Genomic DNA, 21275 nt, shown 5'->3' with positions numbered 1-21275 from the left:
CCTTGTCGTTGTCTCAGGGCGACCCGGGGCGCTTGCGCCTCAGATCTCCCAAAGCATAGCGGCTATGCCGCCACGGATACGCAATATCACCCTTTCGGGCTGCTGCCGCTCCAAATCTTCCATGGCGCAGCGCACCGGCCAGGAATAACCCAGCACCAGCAGCCAGCGACTGAGTCCCGGCGATTGCGGGTACAGCGCCAGCTTGTGGCTGTCATCTTCCACCTTGGCCATTAGGGCATCCCCCGAGGTTTGGGCGCTTTCCACTTTCAGCTCCAGCGCCACTTTTTCGCGGCCGTCTGAGAACATCATGTCCAGCCTTTTGCGCTCCAGCGGTGCGGGATACGGCAGCTCTCGGGCCACAGACCAACCAAGACGCCGGCAGGCAATCATCAGCTCAACCTGCATCCAGATCTCCCAGGCGGCGCCGGTGGCAATGGCCTCGGAAATCCGCCCGTCGTCTTCCAGCACTGTGGCTAAAAAACTCCATTTATCCATGGCGGTCCCTCCCATCGCCACGGGTCCGGGCGGCTTGCTGCTTAAGCTCCATCAGCGCCGCCATGGTATCGGCCACCAGCGGCCGACTCTGCACCGACAGCGACAACACGGCGTTGCAATTGGCGCAGCAAAACCGCTGGCCCGCGAGCAGCTGCTGCATTTCGAGGAAAATCGGGGCATTGCAGTCCGGGCAGGGGATCTGGTGTTTCATCTCGTCTCTCCTTGGGTCATCCACTCGATAAGGGGCCGACTGGCGGCCCCGGGCTTACTCATCCGTCAGCCAGCGGTTTTGGGGTTGGCTGAAATGGCATTGGTGTAGGCCTGAATGATGGTGGTTACGCCCTGGGGCAGCGGCAGTTGCCCCGCGTGCACACTCACCGTGTACTTGGCGCTGTTGCTCTTTTGGTAGCTGGCCGAATTCGATGAGCTGGTCTTGCTGTCGTAGCTCACGCTGCCTTTGACCTCTACTGACCACCAGCCCTCACCCAGCTTGGCATCGAAACTGGCCGCAGCCTGTGTTTCGCTTGAGCTGTTGGTGGAGCTTTCGTTGGTGTAACTGGACTTCACTTCCATGTCGAAATCCACCTGCACCGAATCCACTCCTAGCGCATTGAGGGGAATTAAGGTCAGCAGCGGCAGATCAAAGGTGGTGTTGACTGGCGTCGGGGTCACCGTGGTCTGGCCGCCCTTGTCCGTTTCTTCTTCAAACACAGTACGGGTGATTTGCATAGTCACCATAATGGGTTCGAGCGTGGCATCCCCATCTGTGCCCGATTTGTTAAAGCAGGTGTCGAGCATAAATTTGGTCTGGGTCACCGCCATCATACTGTTGGCCTGGGCCGCCGCATTCAGCGGACCGCCAATCAATGACCGCATAGGTAAGCCACTGAATTGCTGTGCCATGGACACCAATGCGGGTCCGGTATCGACTGTGGGATTTGCCATGATAACTCTCCTTATTATCTTGCCTTGTCCATGTGGACGTTATGCCGCCTTACCCAGGGATTTGGGCCCGCAGCGCTCTCTCATATCCCTCCACCAGCAATTGCAGGCCCTCGGGATTGGTACTGTCGTTCAGCACTATCTCCAGTGTCGCGAGATGGCTGTTCGACGCAGACTTGGCGCCGCCAAACAGGGCGGAGCCGGAGCGGGACGGAAAGGCAACCTGCATGGCGCCGTTATCATCCATTCCCACTTCCAATTGGGTTGAAAACCGCACTTCCTGAATACGGGCCGCGCTGATGGGTACCAGCGAAATCAGCGGCACAGTCACAGGCACATCGGTCAGCCCGGTCGCAGTCTCCTGCGGATACATCAGGGTCACGCATTTGGGCTTGAGCGCTGTTGCTACCCCAACCGTGCTGAGTGACAGAGTTTGCGGCGCATCTTCTGTGGGCTCGAGCGGCTCAAAAAAACGTCCAAGCAGTTGATTGTTTTGCTCCTGCAGCGCCTGCCCTGCGGCAGATACACTGAGCTGCACCGCGCTGACCAGCGCATGTAAATCCATCATCTTGTCCTCCTTGGCTAACCCACCCCTGAGGGGTTAATCCTTAAGATGCAGCCTACGCCTGTGGCGCTGCGGGCAACATCGCCCAGCCGGGTGAGCAGCCTCACCCGGTAGAACCATCCAGCACAGAAAACTGATAGGAATGGCCGTTAGCGGCCCCGGAAGAGGAAAAGCCTTGCGTTTTTGCTCAAAAAGTTCTTTCAACCAATAGCCAGCCGGGGGCCCCAGAGGCTACAATGCGCGGTTATTCCCGTTAATCCTTGCAGTCAGTAGATACAGGCCGATGAAAGAACTCATTCAATCCTTGCTGGAACAAACCCTTGAATCCTTGAAAGCCCAGGGCATAGTGCCCGCCGACTTTGAAGCGCGTATTCAGGTCGACCGAACCAAGGACAAGAGCCATGGCGATCTGGCCACCAATCTGGCCATGATGCTGACCAAGGTTGCCGGTAAGCCGCCACGTGAATTGGCGCAGCTGATCATCGACAACCTGCCTGCCTCGGCGCAGGTAGCCAAGGTCGAGATTGCCGGCCCTGGCTTTATCAACTTCTTTATCGACGACAACGCCCTGGCCAATCAGCTCAAGGCCGCGCTCGGCGATGCCATGCTGGGCGTAAAAGCCGCCGCAGCTCAAACCGTGGTGGTGGACTACTCTTCCCCCAACCTCGCCAAGGAAATGCACGTAGGTCACCTGCGCTCCACCATCATCGGTGACAGCGTAGTGCGCGCGCTGGAATTCCTCGGCCACAATGTCATCCGTCAAAACCACGTAGGTGACTGGGGTACCCAGTTCGGCATGCTGCTGGCCTACATGGAAGAGCTGCGCGCCCAGGGCGACGACAAGGCCAATCTGGAGCTGTCAGATCTTGAAAGTTTCTACCGCGCCGCCAAGCTGCGCTTCGATGAATCCGACGAATTCGCCACCCGTGCCCGCCAATTGGTGGTTGAGCTGCAAAGCGGTGATGAGTACTGCAACAAGCTGTGGCGCGAGTTTAACGACATCTCCCTGAGCCACTGCCATGAAGTCTATGCCCGTCTGGGCGTGAGTCTGACCCGCAAAGACGTACACGGCGAGAGCGCCTACAACGCCGATCTGGCGCAGGTTGTAGCCGATCTCGATGCCAAGGGCCTGCTCGCCATCAGCGACGGCGCCAAGGTGGTGTTCCAGGAAGAGTTCCGCAACAAAGACGGCGAGCCACTGCCGGTGATCATCCAGAAGGCCGATGGCGGCTTCCTGTATGCCACGACCGATCTGGCCGCCATGCGCTACCGCTCCAGCACCCTGAATGCCGATCGCGTGCTCTACTTTGTGGATCTGCGTCAGGCACTGCACTTCCAGCAGGTGTTCAGCCTGGCCCGCACCGCCGGTTTCGTACGTGACAACATGACCCTTGAGCACATGGGCTTTGGCACCATGAACGGCGAAGACGGCCGCCCCTTCAAGACCCGTTCCGGCGGCGTGGTGAAGCTGGTTGACCTGCTCGATGAAGCCGTTGAACGTGCCGAGCAGCTGGTTCGCAGCAAGAACCCGGATATGGATGAGGCCGAAGTCAAAGAAATCGCCCGCGTGGTTGGCATTGCTTCTGTGAAATACGCCGACCTGTCCAAGAACCGCAGCAGCGATTACATCTTCAGCTTCGAGCAGATGCTGAGCTTCGAAGGCAACACAGCCCCCTACCTGCTGTATGCCTACACCCGTGTAGCCGGTATCTTCAAGAAAGCCGAAAACATCGACCTGACCAGCGCCGAGCTGGTGCTGGATCACGACAAAGAGAAAGAACTGGGCAACAAACTGGCCCAGTTCGGTGAAATCCTTGCTCGCATGGTGGACAAGGGCCAGCCGCACATCCTCTGTGGTTACCTGTACGAGTTGGCCGGCGCCTTCTCCAGCTTCTACGAAGCCTGCCCAGTGCTCAGCGCCGACAGTGAAACCGCCCGTGACAGCCGTCTGCTGCTGTCGCGCCTGACCGCCGACACCCTCAAGCAGGGTCTGTCACTGCTGGGCATAGAGACACTGGAGCGCATGTAACCCATGAGTCGTGATTACGCCAATCGAGCGCCACGGGGTAAAGGCCGTGGCGGCCGCAAGGGTGCCCCCGCGCCCCGGCGTAAACCCTGGGTTGCGCTGATTGCGGTACTGGTACTGGTGCTGGGCTTTGGCTATTTCCTGTGGACCATCAAGGGCAGCGCCGATAAGGAAGAGCCCAGAGTGGAAGCCAAAGCCGAAACCAAATCCAGCAAGCCAAAGAAGGATCCAAACGCCCTGCCGCCCAAGCCGCAGGAAGAATGGACCTATCTGCAAGAGCTTGAAAACAAGCAGGTTGAAGTGGATGTTCCCAAGCAGGACACCCTGCGCGCCACAGGCCCGTATCAGATGCAGTGCGGCTCTTTCCGCGAAGAGGCACAGGCCGAGAAGATGAAGGCAGTTATCGCCTTCCAGGGCATGGAAGCACAAATCCGCAAGGCCCAGGGCAGCAACGGCGCCTGGTACAAGGTGGTACTTGGCCCCTACGAGCGCAAACGTGATGCAGAGCGCGCCCGCCACAAACTGCAGGCCATTGGCATGAACACCTGCCAAATCTGGCTGTGGCAATAACGGCTTAAGCCGTTACATCAATAAGGTCGCCTGCGGGCGGCCTTTCTTTTTCGCCTCTCGAAATTCTTACTCACTTGAAAAGCGGGCGCACGACCCCATATAAGCTCTATCCGTCCCCGAAGGCCTATCCTTCGGACGCTAAAAGAGGATCCATTGTGACTACTATCGTATCCGTCCGCCGTAACAATCAGGTGGTCATCGCAGGTGATGGCCAGGTCTCCCTCGGCAATACCGTGATGAAGGGCAATGCCCGCAAGGTACGCCGCCTGTACCACGGCAAGGTATTGGCCGGATTTGCCGGTGGCACCGCCGATGCTTTCACCCTGTTCGAGCGCTTTGAAGCCAAGCTGGAAATGCACCAGGGCCATTTGATGCGCGCCGCGGTGGAGCTGGCCAAAGACTGGCGCACCGACCGCATGCTGAGAAAACTCGAGGCCCTGCTGGCCGTGGCCGATGCCGAAAGCTCACTCATCATTACCGGTAACGGCGACGTAGTGCAGCCCGAAAACGACCTGATTGCCATCGGCTCAGGCGGTAACTTCGCCCAGGCCGCCGCCACTGCGCTGCTCGAGAACACCGACCTTGGCGCCCTCGAGATTGCCGAAAAGTCACTGACCATCGCCGGCGATATTTGCGTATTCACCAACCAGTTCAAGACCATCGAAGAACTGAGTTACTGAGGAATCATCATGTCTGAAATGACTCCCCGCGAGATTGTTCACGAGCTGGACGCCCATATCATTGGTCAGCAGAAAGCCAAACGCAGCGTGGCCGTGGCCCTGCGTAACCGCTGGCGCCGCATGCAGCTGGACGCCGCCCTGCGTCACGAAGTGACCCCCAAGAATATCCTGATGATTGGCCCTACCGGCGTGGGTAAAACTGAAATTGCCCGCCGCCTGGCCAAGCTCGCCAACGCGCCCTTTATCAAGGTCGAAGCCACCAAGTTCACCGAAGTGGGCTATGTGGGCAAAGAAGTGGAACAGATCATTCGCGATCTGACCGACAGCGCCATCAAGCTCACCCGCGAAGTGGAAATGAAAAAGTGCCGCGCCCGCGCCGAAGAGGCTGCTGAGGAGCGGGTACTGGACGCGCTGCTGCCACGCCCGAAAAACGACTGGGACAACAGCGACGACAACTCTGCCAGCCGTCAGATCTTCCGCAAAAAACTGCGTGAAGGTCAGCTGGACGATAAAGAAATCGAAATCGACATCTCAGGCCCGCAGATTGGCGTAGAAATCATGTCGCCCCCCGGCATGGAAGAAATGACCAACCAGCTGCAGAGCCTGTTCCAGAACATGGGTCAGGCCCCTGCCAAGCGCAAAAAGATGAAGATCAAAGATGCCCTCAAGCAACTGGTGGATGAAGAAGCCGCCAAGCTGGTGAATCAGGAAGATCTGAAAGAAAAGGCCATCGAACTGGTGGAGCAGCACGGTATCGTCTTTATCGATGAAATCGACAAAATCTGTAAGCGCGGCGAAACCTCAGGCCCCGATGTATCCCGCGAAGGGGTACAGCGCGACCTGCTGCCATTGGTGGAAGGCTGCACAGTCAACACCAAGCACGGCATGGTGAAAACCGACCATATCCTGTTTATCGCCTCGGGCGCATTCCAGATGGCCAAGCCATCGGATCTTATCCCCGAGCTGCAGGGCCGCCTGCCAATTCGGGTTGAGCTGGATGCCCTCACCGCCTCTGACTTCAAGCGCATTCTCACCGAGCCCCATGCCTCTCTCACCGAGCAATATGTGGCACTGATGGCCACCGAAGGCGTGACCATCGAGTTTACCGAGACCGGCATCGACCGCATCGCCCAGGCCGCCTGGCAGGTGAACGAGCGCACCGAAAACATCGGCGCCCGCCGTCTGCACACGGTCATGGAAAGGTTGATGGAAGACATTTCCTTCGAAGCCAGCGACAAGTCCGGCAGCAAATTCACCATAGATGCCGAATATGTGAATGCGCATCTGGATAACCTGGTGCAGGACGAAGACTTAAGCCGCTTTATTCTGTAAGCAGTTTGAGTGAAAGCACAGTAAAGCCGGGGAAACCCGGCTTTATTTTTGTGGCGGGCTCAGCAGTACGATACCGTTTCTAAGCAGTAAGCGCTCCACTCCAAGCATAAACAGCATGGCTGGCAGTCCCAGCAGGGCTCGCAGCGGGAACGACGCCAGTACATTAAGGTCGCCTTCAAAAGCCGCAGGATACAAATCCGGCAGGGCCAAGAATGGCAACATGATCAAGCACCCAAGGCCAAACACCCAAAAGCCCGCGCGGGTTACGTGCCAGTTCCCACGCAGTTTAACTTGCGTTGCTTCCTCTTGTTTTGTCTTCAATTTTCCTCCCTGTTCTGTTTGGCTGAATAAAGGTTGCCACCAAGCTCAATGTAGCAAGGGCTCAGTTGCGCCACAAGCTGGCTGCGGCTGGGGGTGATTGTGATACACTGCCGCCACCCGTTTTCGCGTATGAAAGCCCAGTCGTCCCTATGGTTTCAGAACTTTTTATCCTTCGTCACGGCCAAACCGAATTTAACGCCCAGCGGCGCTTGCAGGGGCACTGTAACTCGCCCTTAACTGCGCAGGGTGAAGCCCAGGCGCTGGCCTATGGCAATACCTTAAAGAGCCTTGCCGGGGAGTTAAACATCGCCGAACTGAACGACTTTGCCATAGTGTCGAGCCCCCTTGGGCGCGCCATGCAAACTGCCACCATTGTTGCGGGCGCGCTTGGCCGCGAACCAGGCGCTGTGAGCGCCGATGACAGGGTCAAGGAAGCCGGGCTTGGGGAGTGGGAACATGGCCATATTCCCGATATCCACGCCGCCAACCCCGGCCTTGCCAACAAACCGGGCTGGTATCTGGATGCTCCGGGAGCCGAGCCGCTCGAAAGTATTCAGACCAGGCTGCATGACTGGCTCAAGGATCCGGCCACCCCATCCAAAGTGATTGTGGTTTCCCATGGCGTGACCGGCGTGGTGCTGCGCGCTTTGCTGCTGGGGCTGGATAATCAGGCCATGTGGGCTCAGGACAAACCCCAGGACGCCTTTTATTACTTTTCGCAAGGCACCCTCAAGCGCATCGCCTGCCGCTGATCTGTTAACGGCCACATTGGCCTGAACCCAACCATTTTGGCGCGGCGGCAGCGTTGTTCGCCCGCCGCCACTGGGATATGCTCAGGAATCGTTTTAACGCGTTTTTTACAATAACAATCAAAAGAGCGTCCCATGCACAACACTCGTCCCCATGCGTCCAGGCAGCGTTTATCCCTGCTCGGTCTGTCGTTAATCACGGCACTGTCCCCCCTGCCAGCCCTTGCAGCCACTTATCTGAGCGCCGATGCGCTGCTGGATGTCAAAACCGGCAAACTGATGCCAAATCCCGTGCTGAAAATTGAAGATGGCCGTATCCTCGAGCTTGGCACTCAGGGCAAGCTTGCCGTGCCGGAAGGCAGCGAGCTGATTGAACTTAAAGGTAAAACCCTGTTACCGGGGCTGATGGACATGCACGTGCACCTTGGCAGCGATGCCGAAGACAACTTCCTCGAGTCAATGAACTACTCGGTGCCACGGCAAACGGTCAAGGCGGTAAAAAACGCCAAAAAGACCCTCGAAGCGGGCTTTACCACGGTGCGGGATTTGGGGGATTCAGGCTACAGCGTGATTGCGGTGCGCGATGGCATTAACGCCGGTGAAATCTCCGGCCCGCGCATCTGGAGTGCAGGCCACGCGCTGTCGATTACCGGCGGCCACTGCGACGATAACTTCAGCGCCCCCGAAATGCACTCAGTGGCGGGCGGCGTGGCCGATGGCCCCTGGGCGGTGCGCGCCAAGGCGCGGGAAAATATCAAATACGGCGCCAACACCTTAAAGATTTGCGCCACCGGCGGCGTGTTCTCCAAGGGCACCAAGGTGGGCGTGCAGCAGTACACCGAGGATGAACTCAGGGCCGCCGCCGAAGAAGCCCATCAGCGCGGGATGATCATTGCCGCCCATGCCCACGGCACCAGCGGCATCAAGGCGGCCATTCGCGCCGGTATCGACAGCATTGAGCATTGCAGCTTCCTCGATGATGAGGCCATCAAGCTGGCACTGAAAAACGGCACCTACCTGAGCTGCGATATCTACAACACCGAATACACCCTCGCCTTCGGTGCCGCCAATGGGGTACCCGAAGAGAACATCAACAAAGAGAAACAGGTATCCAAGGCTCAACGAGAGAGTTTCCGCAAGGCCACCAAGGCCGGGGCCCGCATGGTGTTTGGCTCGGATGCCGCCATTTATCCCCATGGCGACAACGGCAAACAGTTTGCCACCATGGTGGAATTCGGCATGACGCCGCTGCAGGCGATTCAGGCGGCAACCCTCACCAGCGCAGCGCTGCTCAAGCAGCCGGACCTTGGTGAACTCAAGCCCGGCTATCTGGCCGATATCATTGCGGTGGATGGCAATCCGCTGGACAACATCCGTCTGCTGGAAAACGTCAGCTTTGTGATGAAAGGCGGCGCTGTGTTCAAGAACTGAGATAAGGCGCCAACGCCACCACCTGTTGCCCCGACGACAGAGTTTCGAAGTGATTGAGCATCGATGTCAGATAGCTGCGGTCACGGGGCGGCAGGATCTCATGCTGCAGCACCTGTTGCAGGTCATCCACAATGCGCCGTGCCAATGGCTCGGTGCACACCCCTTTCCACAATGCCAGCGCCGCCTGCTCAGGGGCACGACCGTAGCGTTTGCGTTGTAAATACACGAAGGTATCAGCCCGTTCCCTGGGGGTTGCCAACACCGAAATGATTGACCAATTCATGGTGTTATCTCCTGAAATCCGTTTCAGTCCGACAAAATGATTTTGTTTCTTCCTTCCCGCTTAGCCCGGTACAGCGCCGTATCGGCGCCCAGTAACATGGCATCGGCAGTTCGGAACTGGCCGCAGGTTTCGCTGGCAATGCCCTGACTCACGGTCAGCAGCGCCCCGGCGGGCAAGCCCATGGCAGTAATATCAATGGCTGCAATAGCCTCCGACACCTGCTGTGCAATCAACTCGGCCATGGCAGCGTTAAAGCCAGGCAGCAACAGCACAAACTCCTCACCGCCAAACCGTGCCGCCAGACACTGAGGAGATGGTAAAGCCGATGCCAGCGCAGCCGCAATCAGCTTTAAGCATTCATCACCCTTCAGATGACCGTAAAGATCGTTGAATTGCTTAAAAAAGTCCACATCCACAATCACCACACTCACCGGATGCCGGCGGGCAACGCACAGCTGCCACTGCTTTTCCAGGGTTTCCATCAGGGTGCGACGATTGGCAAGACCGGTTAAACAATCGGTTGCCGCCAGCGATTTAAGGCGGCGAATTTCAGCCTTGTGCTGCGACAGATCTTCAATCCCCACCATAAACAGTGGCAGCAAGCCCTGCACAAACGAGAGTGTCAGCTTCACCGATAACAGCGCGCCATCCACCCGCCTGAGCTGCATTTCCCTGGCAGCGTGCTGCACGGCGCGGTGCTCGCCCAGGGTAAATTCAAACAATTCCTGATACTGCGCCTGATAGCCGCTTTCCAACCAACTGGGCCAATGCTCGCCCACAAAGGTTTCCGGCTCATCACCAAGCAGGCTCGCCGCCGCCTGATTGACACACAGCACCTTGCCATTGCCATCGGCCAGCACCATCGGCTGATGCAAACACTGGATAACTTCGGCAACGGCTTCAAAATCGCAGTAACTTTCACGGATGGCGTACATGGCTGGCTCCTGACATATTCCTTGATGCCAACCACTTTACGAATTTTCCCTTAATACTACCTTCCGCCAACCTTACCAGCTAACAAATTGATAAATAACAACTAAAACGCAACCTTCCGCCAACCTTACGGCGCCGGACACCATTAAATCCAGCTATTCGAGCCAAGATGCCAACACGCAAGGGCCAAAGACAGACGCTTATAGCCATAAAAAAGCCCGGCACATGGCCGGGCTTTTTCACAATTTGACTGCGCGATTACTTTACATCTTTATTGATAATCTGTGGGTCAGGGCTGCAGAGCTGTAGCGTACTACCAGCAATATTGAGTACTAACCTGAATCCTGTCTTACCGACAATGGCATCAGTGTCATATAACGCTAAAGTTGTTTCATTGAGAATCTCTACTGCATCAATGACTCGGTCAAACGGGGTTAAAAAGGCTGCACCGGCAAAGCTCAGGCCTTTTTCGGTTTTATCTTCCAGCGAGTAAATAATCTGAGTACCTGCTTCTGTTACAACAACATCACCTTCGGGAACATAATTGAAAACCGGATTATTATTGGCATCCAAAGATACTGTGACCTGAATAGTTTGAACTGACATAGTTTTTCCTTTTTACAGTAAGCCAGCCCGCGGGCTGGCGGGTTTCGGGTGCAAGATTAACAACTTACTCAATAAAGACCTTCCTGCAACCTTACGGCCTATCCAACTGATTATAAAGAGTTAAATATCACCCCTTGTGCAACAAGGGGTGCTTTGAACACACGTGCATTTTCAACGTCCCCAAGGCACTCCAGCGCCATCACATAGGGACGGACAAATACCGGATCCTTCGACTTAGTGACGACTTCTGCTAGACGCTGCGTAATGGTGGTACATACAGTTACAGGAGACTCTGACACTCCATTTGCAGCACGGCTTCGCAGCCAGATCAACTCTGCTTCGGACAGGCGTGCCCTTTCCTCAAAGTCCGTGGAAGCTTGCACCACCGATTCCGAAAGCAATGCTATTGCCCTAGTTGCCATAAGTTCGGCACCTGAAAACTCACCCATAGCGAACAACCGCTTGGCGGCAGTCAGTGTGTATAGCTCTTCCAATTTTTGCCGCATGTCATTTGAAAGTGCCGCAGCATCCTCCAGCATTTCTTGCCAAGTTGTCTCCAGTTCAGTAACAGAGCCCGCCTTCAAACCAAGTTCAATACCATGTACCTCAAGGGTCAGGAAATCAAAGTGCCATGATTGGTTTTCAGGATCTGTATCTAATGCATCAAGACGGATATGCTGCGCGCGCAATACCGCCTCTCGTGCCTCTGAATAATTACCCAACCATTCATAGAGTCGAGCCAGCTTAACCTGGCTATGTGATAATCGATCCAAGGCATAAGCTTCTTTGGTTTGACCCAGTACAGCTTCGATGTCTCGATGAAGCATCAGCGCTTTTTGAACATCACCAATCGCCAATGCCGCACTGGCAAGCCAGGACTCAGTATCAGCAAGATCGGCAATCAATTGACCGTCATCAGGTGTATCAGCAAGTAACTTTTGCTTCAAAATCAGTGATGACTCAAATCGTTGCTGGGCAGTGGCGTAGTCCTGGAGCTTCATCGCGAGACTGCCGAGGGAGTTTTCCGCGTAAGAGAGTTCCAGCAAGGCATCTGAATTATCTGGCGCAAGTGCCAACATGGCCAGGCTGTGATCTAAGTAGGCCTGTAGCCATGGATTCGCAGCAGCCCAGTCGCTCTTGTCATATTCGAGTTGTCCAAGCCAGAAGGCGTTGGCGCCGAGGGTTTTCAGCAGCTCAAGCTGCGGCACATCTTTGCCCTGCAGGGGCAACAGCTTGTTGCGGGCCGCGAGCAATGCGGCTTTGGCCTCGTCGGGCTTACCACGGCTGTAGGCCACTTCGCCCATGGCTTCCAGGGTTTGTCCGTGGCGAAACAGGGCGGCCTCCGAGAGCCCTGCGTCCGGGGCGCTGAAGTAATCCAGCGCCTTGTTGCTGACCCCGTCGAGCAAATCCATACGGCCAATGCTGCGCAGCCGGTCGGCAAACTGACCCACCATAAAACCCAGCAAGTCTTCGGCCGCAAGACGCCGCTCGGTGGCCTGCCGCTCGGCCTGCATGCTTTTAATTCCCATCACCACAGAGACAAAGGTAAGTAAAGTCAGCAGCGCCACAGTGCCGCGCTTTATCCAGCCCCGGCGCACATCCCGCGCCAGCGAGGCCTGAATATAATCAAGGCTTTGTTCGTCCAATATCAGCTGGTTATCGGCCAGCAACTGGCGCGCCTCCAGCACGGGCTTGCCCGGCCCGAGCAGATAATCCCGCTCACGGCCCGAGCGCTGCCAGCGCAGCGCCTGATGGAATACCCGGGCTTTGAGCGCCAGCAAGCGGCGGTGTTCTTCAATCCAACTGGCGGCGCGGCGCCAGCGCCGCAGCAGGGCTTCGTGTGCGACGCTGAAGCTGGGCTCGGCGCCATCAAGGTGGGAAACAAACAGGCGGCTGTCCACCAGTGCCTGCACCAGTTTGCGCTCGGCATCGGTTGCAAGCTCGCTGTAACGGGCACTGCGGCTGGTAACCGAGAGTTCATCTTCCTTGAGGGTGACCAGCCGTGCCAGCACCCCGGGCAGCGCCTCGCGGGTCGAAGCGCTGAGGTCGGCGATGGCCTCATCGGCTGCGCGGCCAATGGCACCTTCAATGCCACCAAGACGTTGATACACTTCGAGTTTGAGCTGATTGTCATCGCCACGGGCAAGGTAAAGCGCCTGCAGCAGGTATTGCAACATGGGCAGCGCATCTGGGCTGGCGGCCGCTTCACGGCAGAGAATTTCATCGAGGCCGAGGGCACTGTCGTTGTCGAACTCCCAACCAAGACCGGCTGCGGCAGCCGGCAGACGGATCATTTGCAGCAACGCCTGGCGGCTTGGGGGCTCAAGGTCGAAGTGGGCACCATTGCCCTTGCCGGCCATCAGCACGCTGCGGCTGACCACCTGGGGATAGAAGTCGTTACGACAGGCGCACAGCACCAGTACCGCACCGCTGCGGGACAGGCTATCGAGCAGTGCCAAAAACTGGCTGCGGCTGGCTTCATCGAAGGCCGGGGACGACAACAGCACTTCGAGCCTATCGACCACCAGCGCAAAACGGGGCTTTTCCCAACGGCCGCTTGGCAGCGCCGATTGCAAGGTCAGAGCGATTGTGGCGCCGCCCTCGGCAAGCTTGGCCGCCAGGGTGTCGGCGCTGTCGCCATCGAATACGGGTTTATCGCCGCTCTCCCAATCGAGCATGGCCGACGCCAGCTCCAGCCGCAAAGCACCGGGGGCGACATCGGCCATATCCATGGCGGCGCTGGACACCAGCCCGATACCATTTACGCCTTGCGGGGTACTGAGGTTAGGCAGAATACCGGCGTGGATTAACGAGGTTTTGCCGCTGCCACTGGGGCCAAGCAGTAAACACAGGCCACGGCCGCTGCGTACCTGCCGATGGATATTTTCAAGGACGCCATTGATTTGTTCACGGCGACCAAAGAAGACCCCGGCATCTTTGGCGCTGAAGGGGCGCAGCCCCGGAAAAGGCGAGCCGGACTGCCACACCACCTCATCCACGCTCTGCTCATCCCCCGAGGGAAAGCTGACCTGGGCCAGGGTACGGTAGCCGCGGCGGCGAATGGTTTCGATAAATTGTGGTGCAGTGGCACTGTCGTCCAATGCGCGGCGCAGCTGGGCGATGGTTTTGTGCAGCGGGTTGTCGCCGGTTTCCAGCCCCGGCCAGCAGGCATCGAGCAGGTCGTCACTGCTGACCACCTCCCCCGGACGATGGCACAGATACAGCAGCACCTCCATGGCCTTGGGTTCGAGTTGGCGGCTGATACTGCCGCGACTCAGTCGATTACTTTGGGGCGAGACTTGCCATTCGCCGAAGAAAAAAATCGTATCTGTCATTCCCTGCTGTACCTTGTTTGGCCTTGGCTGTATCAGCCTCACCTTTTTCTATTTTGCGGGGTTCACAAGCGCTGCAAAGCGAGCGACCATATCCGGGTTATTCACTGTCAGGAGTTTCCATGAGCCATCCCCAGGTTGTATCCCTCAAGCTGAAACGCAAGTCTCGCCTGCTGGAAGTGGGTTTTGATGACGGCAGCCAGTATCAACTGAGCTGTGAGTTCCTGCGGGTGTATTCCCCTTCGGCAGAGGTACACGGCCATGGCAACCCGGTATTGGTTACCAATAAGAAAGCCGTGAACATCACCGCCATTGAACCTGTAGGTAACTACGCGGTTAAATTGGTGTTTGATGACGGCCATGATACCGGACTTTATTCGTGGCAGGTATTGCACCAACTGGCAACTAACCAATTAATTTTGTGGGAACAGTATCTGGCGCGGCTGCGGGCTAAAAAGGGATCCAGAGAAGCGGTTATCCCCATGGAAATCCGCTACAGATAAGCTCCGCCAATTATCAAAAAGCCAGTCAAAACTGGTGATCCACCTAGCCAAAAGTAGCATCGGAGTCTGTTTCAGCTTCGCAAGTATAGTGCGTTCGTACAATTGTTCATCCATTCACAGCTCAATAACATGAGGTTTCTCTCGGGTTAAAAATCCGTGAAAAAGGGGTTAACCCCGACTTCAATGTAGTTGTGAACCATCGTCCGGCAACTGCCTGCGGTGGACTAAAGGAAGTGCTTTGCGGCAGCCAAGCCGCCAGACCACAAGGACAAGTCACTTATGCGCAAGCAACAACTCTCACTCTTGTTTATCGCCGTTTCGGCAACCCTGGGTACATCAGCTTACGCCGCCAACGTAGTGGACGTGGCCAAGATGCGCCACGCCGCCTCCGGCGACATCGGCAGTGTACTGCAACTGGCTCCGGGCCATGAGTTCCGTACCGCCAAACAACTCGATCTGGGCAAGGGCCTGAAAAAAGAGCGTCTGCAGCAATACTTCCACGGTGTGCCTGTTTATGGCTTCACTGTGGCCGCTGATCGCTCTGAAATGGGCTTCTACAGCAACCTCAAAGGTCAGATGCTGGCCGATATCGACAAGGATGCTGCCTTTGCCAAGCCTACCTTGAGCAAAGATCAGGCTCTGAACATTGCCAAAGCCGCCAAGGGTGGCCACGGTCTCAAGGCCGGTAAGACCCGCAATGACAGCGCTCAGCCATGGATCATCCTCTACGGCAAAGCTCAGGAGCCACGTCTGGTGTACATCACCTCTTACGTGGTTGATGGCGATGCCCCAAGCCGTCCATTCACCATGGTAGACGCTCACTCAGGTGAAGTGCTGCAGCGTTGGGAAGGCCTGAACCATGCCGACATAGGTACCGGCCCTGGCGGTAACATCAAGACCGGCCAGTACGAGTACGGCACCACCTACGGCAATCTGGACGTGGAAGTGAATGGTGATACCTGCACCATGAACAACGCCAACGTGAAAACCGTGAACCTGAACCACGGTACCACCGGCAACACCGCATTCAGCTACACCTGCCCACGCAACACAGTAAAAGAAATCAACGGCGCCTACTCGCCGCTGAACGATGCCCACTACTTCGGTGGTGTGGTGTATGACATGTACGATCAGTGGTACGGCACTGCACCGCTGACCTTCCAGCTGACCATGCGCGTACACTACAGCAACAACTACGAAAACGCCTTCTGGGACGGTAGCGCCATGACCTTCGGTGACGGTCAGAACTACTTCTACCCACTGGTGTCTCTGGACGTTTCTGCCCACGAAGTGAGCCACGGTTTCACCGAGCAGAACTCAGGTCTGGTGTATGCCAACCAGTCTGGCGGTATGAACGAAGCCTTCTCTGATATGGCCGGTGAAGCTGCCGAATTCTTTATGAAAGGTACCAACGACTGGCTGGTCGGCGCCGACATCTTCAAAGGCACCGGCGCACTGCGCTACATGGCCGACCCAACCCAGGACGGCAAGTCTATCGGTCACATCGACGACTACTATGATGGTCTGGATGTGCACTACAGCTCAGGTGTGTTCAACAAGGCCTTCTACACTCTGGCCACCACAGCTGGCTGGGACACCCGCAAGGCGTTCGAAGTGTTCGTTATTGCCAACCAGGTGTACTGGACTCCCAACAGCCTGATGTATGAAGGTGCCTGTGGCGTTCGCAGCGCGGCTTCCGATAAGGGCTACAGCACTGCCGACGTAGAAGCTGCCTTCGCGGCCGTGGGTATCACCCCATGTGAAGTACCACCACCACCACCACCACCAGAAGCTGACGTGCTGCAAAACGGCGTAGCCGTAACTGACATCAGCGGCGGCGCCGGTTCCAAGCAGTACTGGACCCTGGACGTTCCTGCCGGTGCCAGCAACCTGGTGTTCAACCTGTCTGGTGGCTCGGGCGATGCCGACCTCTATGTGAAGTTTGGCGCTCACCCAACCAGCACTGACTACGATTGCCGTCCATATGCTTCCGGCAACAACGAAAACTGCGCTATCGATCCTGCTCAGACCGGCACTTACTGGGTCATGCTGAACGGTTACAGCGCTTACAGCGGCACCACTCTGGTGGGCAGCTTCGACGGTGGCAGCACCGATCCTAACGAAGCCCCAATGGCCAGCTTCACCGCTGACAACACCGGCGCCCTGTACAACTTCACCAGCACCTCCAGCGATACCGACGGCAGCGTAGTAGCCTGGAGCTGGGACTTCGGTGATGGCGACAGCGCCAGCGGCGAAACCGCCAGCCACCAGTACCTGATGAGCGGCAGCTACACTGTCACCCTGACCGTAACCGACGATGACGGCGCCACCAGCTCCGTATCTCAGGTATACGACGTGGAAGTGCCTGCAGCCGAGATGGATCTGACTGTGACCAAGGTTAACCGTTCACGCCGCGGCAGTGCCCGTGTTGGCCTGGAATGGACCGGTAACAGCAGCTCTTACTCAGTACTGCGTGACGGCAACCTGGTTGGCACCACTTCTGCCAACAGCTTCGTTGACCGCTTCAGCACTCCAACCGGCGTAAGCTATACCTATCAGGTATGTAACGCTGACGGTGGCTGCTCTGACATCGAAACCGTAAGCTTCTGATAAGTAAAACGGTTTAAACTGAAAACGCCGTCCATTGGACGGCGTTTTTTATTGCTCGGGTTACTCTTGTTTCAAGGGCATATAGCGCTGGGTCTGCCAGTCGAAACTGTATCTTTGTCCCTGCCATTCATACTGCGGCTTGCCATCCACCATCAGCACCCGCGCGTTTTGCGGTAACGCTGCCAGGCCTTCAACCTTTTCTTCGCTGCGGGTGATCATGGCTGGCGGCACCACCCTTGGCTGGGTCATCAGCCGCTGGCGCTCACGCTCGGCGCGCTCTTCCCGCCGTGCCTGGCGTTCCCGCTCCCAGGCGCGCTCCTGCCAGTACCAGCTGTCGTTGTAGCGCCAGAAGGGGTCCCGGTAAAAGGGATCGCGCCAGCCCCAGCCAATACCTGTGCTCCAATAAGGCCCCGGATAACGCCAGTGACCATAGCCGCCGCTGGAATAACTCACCCCCAAACCATTGTGGTTCCCCACCCATACCGAGGTGCTGAGGTTGCCGTCAGCCTGCGCCGCCGACATACCGCCAAGCAGAGCCGCGCTCAGCAGCGCCGCCAAATGCCAATGTGTTGCCATACCCCCTCCTGCTGCAGGCGCTTTTAATTCCGCCCAAGGGCCAATAGTGGTATAGTGCGCGCCACGACGGATGTTTGCAAACCGAGGCATTTCCATATGAGTTTTAAGGATTTACGCAGCTTTATCAGCCACCTCGAAGAGTGCGGCGAGCTTAAGCGCGTCGACTATCCGGTTGATCCTTATCTTGAAATGACAGAAATCGCTGACCGCGTACTGCGCGCGGGCGGCCCGGCGCTGCTGTTTGAAAACCCCAAGGGGCACAGCATGCCGGTACTGGCAAACCTGTTTGGCACGCCAAAACGCGTGGCCATGGCGCTGGGTAAAGAAGACCCGCTGGCGCTGCGCGATGTGGGCGAGCTGCTGGCGTTCCTCAAAGAACCCGAGCCACCACGCGGCTTTAAAGATGCCATCGCCAAAATCCCCATGTTCAAGCAGGCGCTGAATATGCCGCCCAAGACAGTGAGCCGGGCGCCCTGTCAGGAAGTGGTGATGACAGGCGACGATGTTGACCTGACCAAGCTGCCCATTCAGCACTGCTGGCCCGGCGACGTTGCGCCGCTGGTGACCTGGGGCCTGACCATCACCAAGGGTCCACGGCAGAAGCGTCAGAACCTCGGCATCTACCGTCAGCAGCTTTTGGGCAAAAACAAGCTGATTATGCGCTGGTTGTCCCACCGTGGCGGCGCGCTGGATTTCCGCGATTTCCAGGAAAAACACCCGGGCGAAAACTACCCGGTAGTAGTAGCACTGGGCTCAGATCCCGTGACTATTTTGGGTGCGGTAACCCCTGTGCCTGACTCCATGAGCGAATATGCTTTTGCGGGCCTGTTGCGCGGCGAACGTACCGAGGTGGTGAAGGCGCTGTCCTGCGACCTTGAAGTGCCGGCCACCAGCGAAATCATCCTCGAGGGCTATATCGCCCCCGGCGAGATGGCCGAAGAAGGTCCCTACGGCGACCACACCGGCTACTACAACGAAACCGACAGCTTCCCTGTGTTTACCGTGACCCACATTACCCACAGGAAAGACGCCATCTACCACAGCACCTACACCGGCCGTCCACCGGATGAACCTGCGATGCTGGGGGTGGCACTGAACGAAGTATTCGTGCCGATTTTGCGCAAGCAATATCCTGAAATAGTTGATTTTTACTTGCCCCCCGAAGGTTGTTCCTACCGGATGGCAGTGATCTCCATCCGCAAGCAATACCCGGGTCATGCCAAGCGGGTGATGATGGGCGCTTGGTCGTTCCTGCGCCAGTTTATGTACACCAAGTTTATTGTGGTGGTGGATGAAGACGTGAACTGCCGCGACTGGCAGGACGTGATTTGGGCCATCACCACCCGCATGGATCCGACCCGCGATACCGTGATGATAGACAACACCCCCATAGACTATCTCGACTTTGCCTCGCCGGTGGCGGGTCTGGGCTCCAAAATGGGTCTGGATGCCACCAACAAGTGGGAAGGCGAGACCACTCGCGAATGGGGCACCCCAATCGTGATGGATGAGTCGGTGAAACAAAAGGTCGACAGTATCTGGGACGAGCTTGGCATAGATCAGGCGCCAACACTGTAACCATTGCAAACGCGGGGCGGCAAACGCCGTCACCCGCCGGGCCGCACTTGCCCTCACGGCGATGGCGGCAATACTTACAACATTGAAAGCAACCCTTCAGCAGAAAGGGACCCTAAAAGCACAGAGGTTTTAAAGAACACAGATGAACAGCATCCGATGTAAGGTTCTCAGTATCCAGCCGTTTAACGACGCCGTGTATCAGGTCAAACTGGCCCCGGAAACCCCATTTGAGTTTCAGGCCGGCCAATACCTGTGCGTGGTGATGGGCGAAAAAGACAAGCGCCCCTTCTCCATCGCCTCGGCTCCCGACAGTGAGATTATCGAGCTGCACATAGGTGCTGCGGTCAGCGAAAGCTACCCAATGCAGGTGGTTGAGCGCCTCAAGACCGAAACCCATATCGACATCGAAGCCCCCGGCGGCGACGCCTTCCTGCGCGCAGACAGCCATCGTCCACGACTGCTGATTGCCGGTGGTACTGGCTTTTCTTACATCAAGAGCATAGTCGAGCAGCAAATCGCCCTGGGTCAGCAAGTGGAAACCAGCCTCTACTGGGGCTGCCGCACCCAGGACGCCATGTATTACGAGTCCATCGCCCGCCAGTGGCACGATGCTCACCCCTGGATGCACTTTGTGCCTGTGGTGGAAGAAGCGCCCGAGGGCTGGAATGGCAAGACCAATAACCTACTGGAGCAGATCAAGGCCGACTTTATCAGCCTGGTGGGCTACGACATCTACATCGCCGGTCGCTTCAACATGGTCGGCGCCGCTCGCGAAGTTTTCCGCGAAATGGGCGTGGATGAGCCGCACCTCTACGGCGACGCCTTTGCCTTTATCAAATAAGTCGCAGCGCTTGCTTTGATTTTGAAAATCCCGGCCGGTGCCGGGATTTTTTACGCCTGGCCCGCAGCAAACTACACTGTACAGACCACCGCTGTGGAGGTTTATGTCATGGATGCTGCGCGGCTCTTCAAGCAACTGTTGCCGTTTGTGCTGCTCACGCTGCTTAGCACAGGTGCTCCCCGCGCCGCCGAAACACTCGGCGAGCTTAACCTGATGACCGAGGAATACCCGCCTTTTAATTTCACCCATAACGGCAAGTTGCAGGGCATGGCGGTGGATTTGCTGCTGGCGGCGGCCCGGCAGAATGACAGCCCGGTCCAGGCCGCCAATATCCGGGTGTTTCCCTGGACCCGCGCTTACACCCTCACCCTGCACGGCAAAAACAGCGTGCTGTTCTCCACCACCCGCACCCCGGAGCGGGAGTCGTTGTTCCACTGGGTTGGCCCCATCTCCCCTATCAGGCTGGTGCTGCTGGCCCGCAAAGAAAGCGCGATTCGGATAAAGGATGTCAGTGAGTTGGAGCGCTATCGCATTGGTGTGGTGCGGGACGACATTGGCGAAGTCACCCTCTCCAGCATGGGGCTGGATCATCGGCTGCAAAGCAATGCCAGCACAGATCTGCTGCTGAAAATGATGGCCCGGGGCCGCATTGATTTATGGGCCTACGAAGAAACCGTTGCCCGCTGGCTGATAAAAGAAGCCGGTATGAGTTTTGATGACTTTGAAGTGGTGTATGTGCTTAAAGAAGCTGAGCTTTACTATGCCTTCAGCCGCGACGTGCCCGCGCCGCTGCGGGATAGCCTGCAGCGCGCGATAGATGCCATCAAAACCCCGGATGAAAATGGCAACAGCCACTGGCAGCAGATCCGCAGCCAGTATTTGGATTAGGCAGCAGCCACTAT

The 21275-nt window shown here is 57.1% G+C and carries 21 protein-coding genes; 11 read left to right on the top strand and 10 right to left on the bottom strand.

Annotation, left to right across the window (positions count from 1 at the left end; all coding sequences use genetic code 11):
- Positions 1-39: 39 nt before the first annotated feature.
- The 4 genes from STH12_RS20710 to STH12_RS20695 all read right to left on the bottom strand — a co-directional run bounded on the left by STH12_RS20710 (position 40) and on the right by STH12_RS20695 (position 2005).
- On the bottom strand, positions 40-495 hold the full coding sequence (locus STH12_RS20710; RefSeq protein ID WP_126169295.1) for a hypothetical protein: 456 nt from the start codon (positions 493-495) through the stop codon (positions 40-42).
- Positions 488-706 (bottom strand): hypothetical protein, encoded by a 219-nt coding sequence (locus tag STH12_RS20705; protein WP_126169294.1) that lies wholly within the window; start codon positions 704-706, stop codon positions 488-490. The genes STH12_RS20710 and STH12_RS20705 overlap by 8 nt, the downstream gene beginning before the upstream one ends.
- Positions 707-771: 65 nt before the next feature.
- Entirely contained in the window at positions 772-1440 is a 669-nt protein-coding gene (locus tag STH12_RS20700) for a DUF2589 domain-containing protein (protein ID WP_218567766.1), read from the bottom strand.
- Positions 1441-1489: 49 nt separating this feature from the next.
- Entirely contained in the window at positions 1490-2005 is a 516-nt protein-coding gene (locus STH12_RS20695; RefSeq protein ID WP_126169293.1) for a DUF2589 domain-containing protein, read from the bottom strand.
- A 280-nt stretch (positions 2006-2285) separates the two neighbouring features.
- Between STH12_RS20695 and argS the strand changes: the two genes are divergently transcribed.
- The 4 genes from argS (at position 2286) to hslU (ending at position 6610) form a co-directional block, all read left to right on the top strand.
- Complete coding sequence (gene argS, locus STH12_RS20690) at positions 2286-4031, top strand: arginine--tRNA ligase (RefSeq protein ID WP_126169292.1); 1746 nt, start codon at positions 2286-2288, stop codon at positions 4029-4031.
- A 3-nt stretch (positions 4032-4034) separates the two neighbouring features.
- Positions 4035-4598, top strand: a complete 564-nt coding sequence (locus STH12_RS20685; RefSeq protein WP_126169291.1) for an SPOR domain-containing protein — start codon at positions 4035-4037, stop codon at positions 4596-4598.
- 155 nt (positions 4599-4753) lie between these two features.
- A complete protein-coding gene (gene hslV, locus STH12_RS20680) occupies positions 4754-5278 on the top strand; it encodes an ATP-dependent protease subunit HslV (RefSeq protein ID WP_011758561.1) in 525 nt (174 codons plus the stop codon).
- 9 nt (positions 5279-5287) lie between these two features.
- Positions 5288-6610 carry an HslU--HslV peptidase ATPase subunit gene (hslU, locus tag STH12_RS20675; RefSeq protein ID WP_126169290.1) on the top strand — a complete coding sequence of 441 codons (1323 nt, stop codon included), beginning with the start codon at positions 5288-5290 and terminating at the stop codon, positions 6608-6610.
- 42 nt (positions 6611-6652) lie between these two features.
- Here the strand turns inward: hslU and STH12_RS20670 are convergent, their stop codons facing one another.
- Positions 6653-6832, bottom strand: coding sequence for a hypothetical protein (locus tag STH12_RS20670; RefSeq protein ID WP_126169289.1), 180 nt, complete (start codon positions 6830-6832; stop codon positions 6653-6655).
- A gap of 248 nt (positions 6833-7080) precedes the next feature.
- On the opposite strand from STH12_RS20670, the gene STH12_RS20665 reads away from it, so the two are divergent.
- Complete coding sequence (locus STH12_RS20665; RefSeq protein WP_126169288.1) at positions 7081-7683, top strand: histidine phosphatase family protein; 603 nt, start codon at positions 7081-7083, stop codon at positions 7681-7683.
- A gap of 132 nt (positions 7684-7815) precedes the next feature.
- The gene (locus STH12_RS20660; protein WP_126169287.1) at positions 7816-9111 is read left to right on the top strand and encodes a Xaa-Pro dipeptidase; all 1296 of its coding nucleotides are present in this window, start codon (positions 7816-7818) and stop codon (positions 9109-9111) included.
- On the opposite strand, the gene STH12_RS20655 is transcribed toward STH12_RS20660, so the two are convergent.
- From STH12_RS20655 to STH12_RS20640, 4 genes are all read right to left on the bottom strand, one after another.
- The gene (locus STH12_RS20655; protein WP_126169286.1) at positions 9101-9394 is read right to left on the bottom strand and encodes a hypothetical protein; all 294 of its coding nucleotides are present in this window, start codon (positions 9392-9394) and stop codon (positions 9101-9103) included. The genes STH12_RS20660 and STH12_RS20655 overlap by 11 nt on opposite strands.
- Positions 9395-9417: 23 nt before the next feature.
- On the bottom strand, positions 9418-10329 hold the full coding sequence (locus tag STH12_RS20650) for a GGDEF domain-containing protein (protein WP_126169285.1): 912 nt from the start codon (positions 10327-10329) through the stop codon (positions 9418-9420).
- Positions 10330-10585: 256 nt separating this feature from the next.
- Positions 10586-10933, bottom strand: a complete 348-nt coding sequence (locus tag STH12_RS20645; RefSeq protein WP_126169284.1) for a DP-EP family protein — start codon at positions 10931-10933, stop codon at positions 10586-10588.
- A 110-nt stretch (positions 10934-11043) separates the two neighbouring features.
- Entirely contained in the window at positions 11044-14268 is a 3225-nt protein-coding gene (locus STH12_RS20640; protein WP_126169283.1) for an nSTAND1 domain-containing NTPase, read from the bottom strand.
- Between the two features lie 119 nt (positions 14269-14387).
- Here STH12_RS20640 and STH12_RS20635 point away from each other — a divergent pair, with 119 nt between their 5' ends.
- Together STH12_RS20635 and STH12_RS20630 are read left to right on the top strand one after the other, a co-directional pair.
- Positions 14388-14768, top strand: coding sequence for a gamma-butyrobetaine hydroxylase family protein (locus tag STH12_RS20635; RefSeq protein ID WP_126169282.1), 381 nt, complete (start codon positions 14388-14390; stop codon positions 14766-14768).
- A 279-nt stretch (positions 14769-15047) separates the two neighbouring features.
- Entirely contained in the window at positions 15048-17378 is a 2331-nt protein-coding gene (locus STH12_RS20630; protein ID WP_126169281.1) for a M4 family metallopeptidase, read from the top strand.
- A 60-nt stretch (positions 17379-17438) separates the two neighbouring features.
- On the opposite strand, the gene STH12_RS20625 is transcribed toward STH12_RS20630, so the two are convergent.
- The gene (locus STH12_RS20625; RefSeq protein ID WP_126169280.1) at positions 17439-17954 is read right to left on the bottom strand and encodes a hypothetical protein; all 516 of its coding nucleotides are present in this window, start codon (positions 17952-17954) and stop codon (positions 17439-17441) included.
- A 96-nt stretch (positions 17955-18050) separates the two neighbouring features.
- Here STH12_RS20625 and ubiD point away from each other — a divergent pair, with 96 nt between their 5' ends.
- From ubiD to STH12_RS20610, 3 genes are all read left to right on the top strand, one after another.
- Entirely contained in the window at positions 18051-19532 is a 1482-nt protein-coding gene (gene ubiD, locus STH12_RS20620; protein ID WP_126169279.1) for a 4-hydroxy-3-polyprenylbenzoate decarboxylase, read from the top strand.
- A gap of 142 nt (positions 19533-19674) precedes the next feature.
- Positions 19675-20373, top strand: coding sequence for an NAD(P)H-flavin reductase (gene fre / locus STH12_RS20615; RefSeq protein ID WP_126169278.1), 699 nt, complete (start codon positions 19675-19677; stop codon positions 20371-20373).
- Positions 20374-20388: 15 nt separating this feature from the next.
- Positions 20389-21261: a substrate-binding periplasmic protein gene (locus STH12_RS20610; RefSeq protein ID WP_218567765.1), complete on the top strand. Its 873-nt coding sequence runs from the start codon at positions 20389-20391 to the stop codon at positions 21259-21261.
- Positions 21262-21275: the final 14 nt, after the last annotated feature.

The sequence above is a fragment of the Shewanella khirikhana genome (assembly GCF_003957745.1).
Lineage (GTDB): Bacteria > Pseudomonadota > Gammaproteobacteria > Enterobacterales > Shewanellaceae > Shewanella > Shewanella khirikhana.
This window is presented reverse-complemented; position numbering and strand designations above follow the sequence as displayed.

What these genes read in the sequence shown, in the direction of transcription:
- STH12_RS20710 (WP_126169295.1), bottom strand. Translation starts at nt 495, where the DNA reads ATGGATAAATGGAGTTTTTTAGCCACAGTGCTGGAAGACGACGGGCGG.
- STH12_RS20705 (WP_126169294.1), bottom strand. Translation starts at nt 706, where the DNA reads ATGAAACACCAGATCCCCTGCCCGGACTGCAATGCCCCGATTTTCCTC.
- STH12_RS20700 (WP_218567766.1), bottom strand. Translation starts at nt 1,440, where the DNA reads ATGGCAAATCCCACAGTCGATACCGGACCCGCATTGGTGTCCATGGCA.
- STH12_RS20695 (WP_126169293.1), bottom strand. Translation starts at nt 2,005, where the DNA reads ATGATGGATTTACATGCGCTGGTCAGCGCGGTGCAGCTCAGTGTATCT.
- argS (WP_126169292.1), top strand. Translation starts at nt 2,286, where the DNA reads ATGAAAGAACTCATTCAATCCTTGCTGGAACAAACCCTTGAATCCTTG.
- STH12_RS20685 (WP_126169291.1), top strand. Translation starts at nt 4,035, where the DNA reads ATGAGTCGTGATTACGCCAATCGAGCGCCACGGGGTAAAGGCCGTGGC.
- hslU (WP_126169290.1), top strand. Translation starts at nt 5,288, where the DNA reads ATGTCTGAAATGACTCCCCGCGAGATTGTTCACGAGCTGGACGCCCAT.
- STH12_RS20670 (WP_126169289.1), bottom strand. Translation starts at nt 6,832, where the DNA reads ATGTTGCCATTCTTGGCCCTGCCGGATTTGTATCCTGCGGCTTTTGAA.
- STH12_RS20665 (WP_126169288.1), top strand. Translation starts at nt 7,081, where the DNA reads ATGGTTTCAGAACTTTTTATCCTTCGTCACGGCCAAACCGAATTTAAC.
- STH12_RS20660 (WP_126169287.1), top strand. Translation starts at nt 7,816, where the DNA reads ATGCACAACACTCGTCCCCATGCGTCCAGGCAGCGTTTATCCCTGCTC.
- STH12_RS20655 (WP_126169286.1), bottom strand. Translation starts at nt 9,394, where the DNA reads ATGAATTGGTCAATCATTTCGGTGTTGGCAACCCCCAGGGAACGGGCT.
- STH12_RS20650 (WP_126169285.1), bottom strand. Translation starts at nt 10,329, where the DNA reads ATGTACGCCATCCGTGAAAGTTACTGCGATTTTGAAGCCGTTGCCGAA.
- STH12_RS20645 (WP_126169284.1), bottom strand. Translation starts at nt 10,933, where the DNA reads ATGTCAGTTCAAACTATTCAGGTCACAGTATCTTTGGATGCCAATAAT.
- STH12_RS20640 (WP_126169283.1), bottom strand. Translation starts at nt 14,268, where the DNA reads ATGACAGATACGATTTTTTTCTTCGGCGAATGGCAAGTCTCGCCCCAA.
- STH12_RS20635 (WP_126169282.1), top strand. Translation starts at nt 14,388, where the DNA reads ATGAGCCATCCCCAGGTTGTATCCCTCAAGCTGAAACGCAAGTCTCGC.
- STH12_RS20630 (WP_126169281.1), top strand. Translation starts at nt 15,048, where the DNA reads ATGCGCAAGCAACAACTCTCACTCTTGTTTATCGCCGTTTCGGCAACC.
- STH12_RS20625 (WP_126169280.1), bottom strand. Translation starts at nt 17,954, where the DNA reads ATGGCAACACATTGGCATTTGGCGGCGCTGCTGAGCGCGGCTCTGCTT.
- ubiD (WP_126169279.1), top strand. Translation starts at nt 18,051, where the DNA reads ATGAGTTTTAAGGATTTACGCAGCTTTATCAGCCACCTCGAAGAGTGC.
- fre (WP_126169278.1), top strand. Translation starts at nt 19,675, where the DNA reads ATGAACAGCATCCGATGTAAGGTTCTCAGTATCCAGCCGTTTAACGAC.